Here is a 6,554-nt window from a genome sequence, read left to right as displayed (position 1 = left end):
CTCCAGCACATAGCCCTCGGCCATGAAGCCATTGTAGGTCATCTTGGGTGGTCGGTTGGCCAGGAACGGATCGGCGCGCGCCGCATCGGCAATGCAGGCCTCGAGCTCGGCCCTGGCGTCTTCGAGCCTCTGGCCGGGATAGGTGGCGACGCGCATCTCGAAGACACAGCGCGCCGGAACGCTCGATGTCCACTCGCCGCCTTCGATCTTGCCGAGGTTGAAGCGGATCGGATGCGGGTGATCATGGAAATGCCTGTCATCGACCTTGCGCGCGTTCCAGACGATTTCGAGCTGCTTCAGCGCCTGAATGATGACGAAGGCCTTTTCGATGGCATTGGCGCCGGCCGAAAATGCACCCGACGCATGCTGCGGATCGCCGTCGACCTCGACCCTGAACCAGATCGGCCCGACCTGCGCCCGCATCAGCCGCGGCTCCAGCGGTTCGGGAATGAAGGCGGCGTCGGCGCGATAGCCGCGCTGCAGGCATGCAAGCGCGCCATTGCCGGTGCATTCCTCCTCGACCACCGACTGGAGATACACGTTCGCGGCCGGCTGATAGCCAAGGCTACGCAAGGCGCTCAGTGCATAGAGGCAGGCGGACAGGCCGGCCTTCATGTCGCCGGCGCCGCGGCCATGCATCCAGCCGTCCTCGATCACCGGGTCGTAGGGATCGCGCACCCAGCGGTCGAGCGGTCCGGTCGGAACGACATCGATATGGCCGTTGAGGATCAGCGAGCGGCCGGTCGCGTTTCGCGGCGTGTGGGTAGCAACGACGTTGAAGGCATCGTCGTAAGAGACCGCCACGGGTGAAAAACCCGGCAGGTCGCGAATCTCATCGACATCGACGCGCCACATGTCGACCGCGTAGCCATCCGCCTCGTAGGCGGCGGCCATAAACGACTGCGCGGGGTGTTCCTCGCCACGTTGGGAGGGAAAGCGCACGAGGTCTTGCAGAAACGCGACCTGTCGGGCGAAGCCATCATCGACTGCCCTCAGAATGGCCTCATCCGCAATCCGCTCAGGCATCATATTTCACTTTCACCTGGATGATGTATCATATCTCATATACCATTCCTGTGAAATGCAAGAGGCATACGCGCCAAACTTTCAGTCCAGGACTTGCCGTTCGATACTGCCATGGTCTTGGGGGAGTTGGCATCGGATGCAGCAAGCCGATACTGCTATCTCTGGAAGACATGACGAGGAATGCGTTGATCACAGAAGACACGATGCCCGCCGAAATCACCGATCTCGCCATTGGCTACCATCGCCTGCCGGCTGGCAAGCTTGCCAATGCGGTGACCTGGATGGAAGCGCGCACGCCGCAGCCGGATCTCGCGCGCCCCTTGGGCATGACACGGATCACGACGCCCGATTGCGTTTCCTACCGGGCGATCTTTCTCGAGATCGGCGCACCCTGGCTGTGGGACCGCGTTTCCGAAATGTCCGATGCCGAAATCACCGAGCATTTCGCCGACCCGCGCCAGCATCTCTACTACGGCCACGACGAAACCGGCGCGCATCTCGGCATGGTCGAGTTCTTCGCCGCCGACTATAACGAGATCGAGATCACCTATTTCGGCCTGTTCCCGTCCCTGACCGGCCGCGGTTTCGGCAAACGGCTGATGGCCGGGGCACTGGAGCTCGCATGGCGTCTCAACCCGAGCCGCATCTGGCTGCATACAAGCAGCTTCGATCATCACAGCGTCATCGGATTCTACAGCGCCTGCGGGTTCGTGCCCTTCGCTACCGGATTTGAGATCGTCGACGATCCCCGTATCAAGGGAACCTTGCCGCGCGATGCCGCACCGCAAATTCCGCTGATCGAAGCGGAGTGGAGCGGCTGCGGCGACTCTCCCCCAGAGAGCTACAGGCTGTGCGGACCTAGATGAGAACAGCTCCGCAATCCGTCAGCCAAGCGTCGCCGCACCATCGCCGATGGGTGCGCCGCGAGACCATTCTGTCGACGCTGGAGCGTCATATCGACACGCGCATCGTGCTGTTCGCCGCGCCCGCTGGCTTCGGCAAATCGACGACGATGGCGCAATGGGCTGCGGAAATCGCACGCCACGGCAGGCTGACGGCATGGCTGTCCTGCGAGGCGACGGACAATGATGAGGGCGCCTTCCTATCGCATCTGGTGGGCGCGCTGCGCCATCTGGTCCAGAGCCCGGCGGAACTCGACCTTGCCTTCCAGTCGAGCCCCATCCCGCAGCTCGATGTCGTGCTCGCGGCACTTGTGGCGGGTCTGGCGGCGCGCGAGGCCTACATCACCCTGTTCTTCGACGATTACCACGCCGTCGAGGCGCCGGCGGTGAAGCGGTTCATGGAGCGCCTGACCCGGCAGGCGCCGGAAAATGTTGCTTTCGTCATCGGCTCACGCAGCCTGCCCGACCTGCAGCTCGGCAAGCTCCGGGTGCTTGGCGACGTTTTCGAAATCGGCCCCGACGATCTGCGTTTCGCCTCATCCGAGGCCGAAGCTTTCTTCAACGACAAGCTGGGCCTGAGCGTCAGCAGCGGCACGGTGGAGACCTTGTGCTCGCGCACCGAAGGATGGGCCGCCGGCCTGCAACTGGCCTCTTTGTCACTGAGTGCCGCGCATGCACCGGAAACCGTCATCGGCAATTTTACCGGCGCCAACCGAAACGTCGCCGACTTCCTGATGGGCGAAGTGTTCCTGGAACTGCCGCCGGCGATCGCAAAATTCCTGCTCTACAGCTCGATCTTCGAACGCTTCAGCGCCGAGGCCTGCCGGGCGGTGATGCGCGCGGCCGACGCCGAAGCGGCGATCACCGAGATCGAGACGCGCAACCTGTTCCTGGTGCCGCTCGACGAAGAGCGGCGCTGGTTCCGCTTCCATCATCTGTTCCGCGATTTCCTCAGCCGCGAAATGGAACGGCGCGAACCGGAGATGATCGCGCCGCTGCATCTGGCGGCCGCCGAATGGTTCGGCGAGCGCAAGATGCTGACAGAGGCGATCGGGCACGCGCTGGCCGCCGGCGACCAGGCCCGCGCGGCGGTGTTCGTGGAGAACAATGCGCTCGACCTCATCGCCCAGTGCCAGCTTCTCTACGTGCGCCAGCTGCTGGCACTGCTGCCGAGGAAGCTGATCGACCAGCGCATTCGGCTGCAGCTGGTCGTGCTGTGGTTGGCGGTGCACAGCAGCCAGCCGGAGATTGCCCAACAGACGCTGAGCAATGCGCGCAAGTTGGTCGAGACCGGACCGACCGACAGCAACGACCCAGGCACGATGACCGGCACAACGATCGAGGCTGAGCTCGTGGTTCTCGCCGCCGCCGTTCACAGCACGCTGGAGCAGTTCGATCAGGCGCGCGACACAGCCCTTGCGGCCCTGCGCGTCATCGCGCCCGATGCCTGGTTCATGGAGGGCGCGACCGCCAATGTCATTGGCTACAACCTCTATGCGCTGGGTGACCTCGACGGCGCACGCGCCGCCATCGATGCGGCACGCCGGGCGCATGAGCGAAGCGGCAGCCTGCTCGGCGTCACCATTGCCAATTGCTACATGGCCGTGATCGAGCGTTCGGCGGGCCGCTTGCCCGCCGCCGAGCGGCTGCTGCGCAACGCGATCATCGAGGCTCGGGCGCGGATCGGTGCAAACTCCTATGCCGAGGCCCTGGCCGGCACGCTGCTTGCGGAACTTGCCTATGAGACCAATGCGTCGGGCGAAGCGCTGACCCTGGTCGAGAATCTCGGACCGCAGATCGAAGGCGCGGCAGTCATTGTCTATCCTCTGGCCAGCGTGCCGACCTATGCCCGCGTGCTGCAGCTGACCGGGCGCACCGAAGCGGCACTGGATATGCTTGAGCGCGTCTATCAACGCGTACACGGCACGGTGTATCGCCGCCTGGCATCGATGATCGTGCATGACCGCATACGTGTGCTGCTCGATCAGAACCGTATTGCCGAGGCGCGTGCGCTGCTGGCCGAGCATCGGGGCGAAGGGACCGAGGCTTCGGTGGTCATCACCACCGCCAACGAGTTCGAATTCTTTGCCGAGGGCCGCCTGCTGACGGCCGAGAAATCCTATGCCGCTGCCGCGGGAGTTTTCGACGCGCTGCTCGAGCGCACGAAAGACAGCGGGCGCATGCGCCGCCATATATTGGCGCTGATCCTGCGCGCCAAAGCGGCCAGCGCTGCCCACGACCAACGCGAGGCAGACCGCAATCTCCTCAATGCGTTACGTCTCGCCCAACCCTCCGGCTTCATCCGTTCTTTCGTCGACGAGGGAAGGCCTGTTGTCGAAGGGTTGATGCGGCTGCGCGCGGCTCAGGCGAAGACCGATCCCGCACTGTCAGCCTATGCGTCGCGCATCATCGATGCCGCGCAGGCGATGCCTGTCGCGACACGCAAACTGACCGCACCAGCCGCCGAGAAGGAACTGCTCACCCAGCGCGAGGCCGAACTGCTGCGCTATCTCACTGAGGGCATGTCCAACCGCGATATCGCCTTGGCGCTGTCGGTGAGCGAGACCACGGTGAAATGGCATCTGAAGAACATTTTCGGCAAGCTCGCGGTGACCAACCGGGTGCAGGCGGTGCGCGCCGCGCAAGGATCTGCAGGCGCCCATACCCCTCCGAAAGGAGGGGCATAGATAAGAGGCGCGACCCCACTTTCGGGTCGGGCGATCTGATCGTTAGCCTGCTAGCGTCACCTGGTTTTCAGAGGACGCTGCGGATGGCGACAGGCTACGTTTTTCACGAACAGCTGATGTGGCATGACACCGGCTCCAGCGCCGACATGATGCCGCCCGGCCGTTTCGTGGAACCCGGCCGGCATCTGGAATCCCCTGGCTCCAAGCGCCGGCTGAACAACCTCATCCAGGTCAGCGGCCTGTCGCGGCATCTGGTGCCGATCATCCCCGAGCCGGTCTCGGTCGACGACCTGTTGCGCGTGCACACGCAACGCCATGTCGATGATATCCGCATGCTCAGCGAACGCGGCTCCGGTTTCGCCGGGCCGCAGGCGCCGATCGGCCTCAACAGTTTTGACATCGCGCTGCTGTCGGCCGGCACCACCTATGCCGCGATGCGCGCCGTGCTGACGGGCCGCGTCGACAATGCCTATGCGCTGGCGCGGCCGCCGGGACACCATGCCGAGCCCGACCAGGCGATGGGCAACTGCCTGTTCTCCAACATTGGCGTCGCTGTCCGCCGGCTGCAGCATGAAGGCCTGCTCGGGCGCGCGGCGATAGTCGACTGGGATGTGCATCACGGCAACGGCACCGAGACGGTGTTCTATTCCGACCCGTCGGTTCTGACCATTTCCGTGCACCAGGACAATCTCTATCCGACCGGGCGCGGTGCGCTGGCCGACAACGGGAAAGATGCCGGCGAGGGCTTTAACATCAACATCCCGCTGCCGGCCGGCAGCGGAACCGGTGCTTATGAAGCGACTTTCGACCGCGTTGTCGCGCCGGCACTGCGCGCCTACAGGCCGGACCTCGTCATCGTCGCCTCCGGCTTCGATGCGTCCGGCTTCGATCCACTCGGCCGCATGATGCTCAACAGCGAATGCTTCAGGCGTCTTGCCGCGCGCATGGTTGCGCTGGCCGCCGAGACCTCGCAAGGGCGCCTGATGATGACCCATGAAGGCGGCTACTCCGAGGGCTATGTGCCGTTCTGCGGCCATGCCGTCATCGAGACGCTAGCCAATCACCGTACCGAAGTGGTCGACCCTTTGTCGGACCATATCGACGAATGGGCCGGGCAAGACCTGCAGCTTCATCAGGCCGCGGTGATCGATGCCGCCGAAGGCCTGCTCGCCGGCCTGCGCCAACGTCTCGCCAGTGCGGCCTGACGCGATGGATTTCGTCATCACCACGCTGCTCAATGCGCTGACGCTGATCAGTATCCTGATGCTGGTCGGGCTCGGGCTAGCGATCAGCTTCGGCCTAATGAACGTGACCAATTTGGCACATGGCGAGTTCGTCACCGTCGGCGCCTTCGCGGTCTATTTCGTCCAGAGCATGGGTGGCTCGTTCTGGCTAGGGCTGGTGGCTGCCCCCATCGCCGGCGCGGTGATCGGCTGCATCCTCGAATTCGCCATCATCCGCCATCTCTATTCCAGGCCGGTCTCAACTGTGCTTGCCACCTGGGGCGTCAGCCTGATCCTGCAGCAAGGGCTGGAACTGATCTTCGGTCTCGGCGCCAAGCCGGTGACGCCGCCTATCGAGGGCACGCTCGACCTCTTCTTCACCGTCTACCCGGCCTATCGGCTGATCCTGATCGGCATCGCCATGCTGACCTTGCTCGGCGTCATCCTGCTGATCAGCCGCACGTCCTTCGGTCTCGACATCCGCACCGTCATCCAGAACCGCGAAATGGCCGAGGGCGTCGGCATCAACACGCGGCGCACCTACGCCATCGCCTTCACCTTCGGCGCGGCCATCGCCGGGCTCGCCGGCGGACTGGTCGCGCCGCTGGCGATCGTGCTGCCGCAGATGGGGGTGAACTATCTCGCCAACGCCTTCTTCGTCGTCATTGTCGGCGGCGTCGGCTCGATCGGCGGCCTCGTCGCCGGCAGCGTCTTCG

General features: G+C 64.2%; 5 protein-coding genes. 4 read left to right on the top strand and 1 reads right to left on the bottom strand.

Annotation, left to right across the window (positions count from 1 at the left end; translation table 11 throughout):
- Positions 1-1,026: ArgE/DapE family deacylase (locus tag EN925_RS17730; RefSeq protein ID WP_164894260.1), on the bottom strand; the 1,026-nt coding region annotated here is incomplete at its 3' end.
- 185 nt (positions 1,027-1,211) lie between these two features.
- Here EN925_RS17730 and EN925_RS17725 point away from each other — a divergent pair.
- From EN925_RS17725 to EN925_RS17710, 4 genes are all read left to right on the top strand, one after another.
- On the top strand, positions 1,212-1,892 hold the full coding sequence (locus tag EN925_RS17725) for a GNAT family N-acetyltransferase (RefSeq protein WP_127368783.1): 681 nt from the start codon (positions 1,212-1,214) through the stop codon (positions 1,890-1,892).
- On the top strand, positions 1,889-4,615 hold the full coding sequence (locus EN925_RS17720; RefSeq protein WP_127368784.1) for a LuxR C-terminal-related transcriptional regulator: 2,727 nt from the start codon (positions 1,889-1,891) through the stop codon (positions 4,613-4,615). Before EN925_RS17725 ends, EN925_RS17720 begins: the two co-directional genes overlap by 4 nt.
- A gap of 83 nt (positions 4,616-4,698) precedes the next feature.
- Positions 4,699-5,820, top strand: coding sequence for a class II histone deacetylase (locus tag EN925_RS17715; protein ID WP_013532992.1), 1,122 nt, complete (start codon positions 4,699-4,701; stop codon positions 5,818-5,820).
- On the top strand, positions 5,765-6,554 hold a 790-nt coding region (locus EN925_RS17710; protein WP_245487235.1), incomplete at its 3' end, for a branched-chain amino acid ABC transporter permease. The genes EN925_RS17715 and EN925_RS17710, both read left to right, overlap by 56 nt.

The organism is Mesorhizobium sp. M7A.F.Ca.US.006.04.2.1 (assembly GCF_004022915.1).
In the GTDB taxonomy this organism is placed as follows: Bacteria; Pseudomonadota; Alphaproteobacteria; order Rhizobiales; family Rhizobiaceae; genus Mesorhizobium; species Mesorhizobium ciceri.
This window is presented reverse-complemented; position numbering and strand designations above follow the sequence as displayed.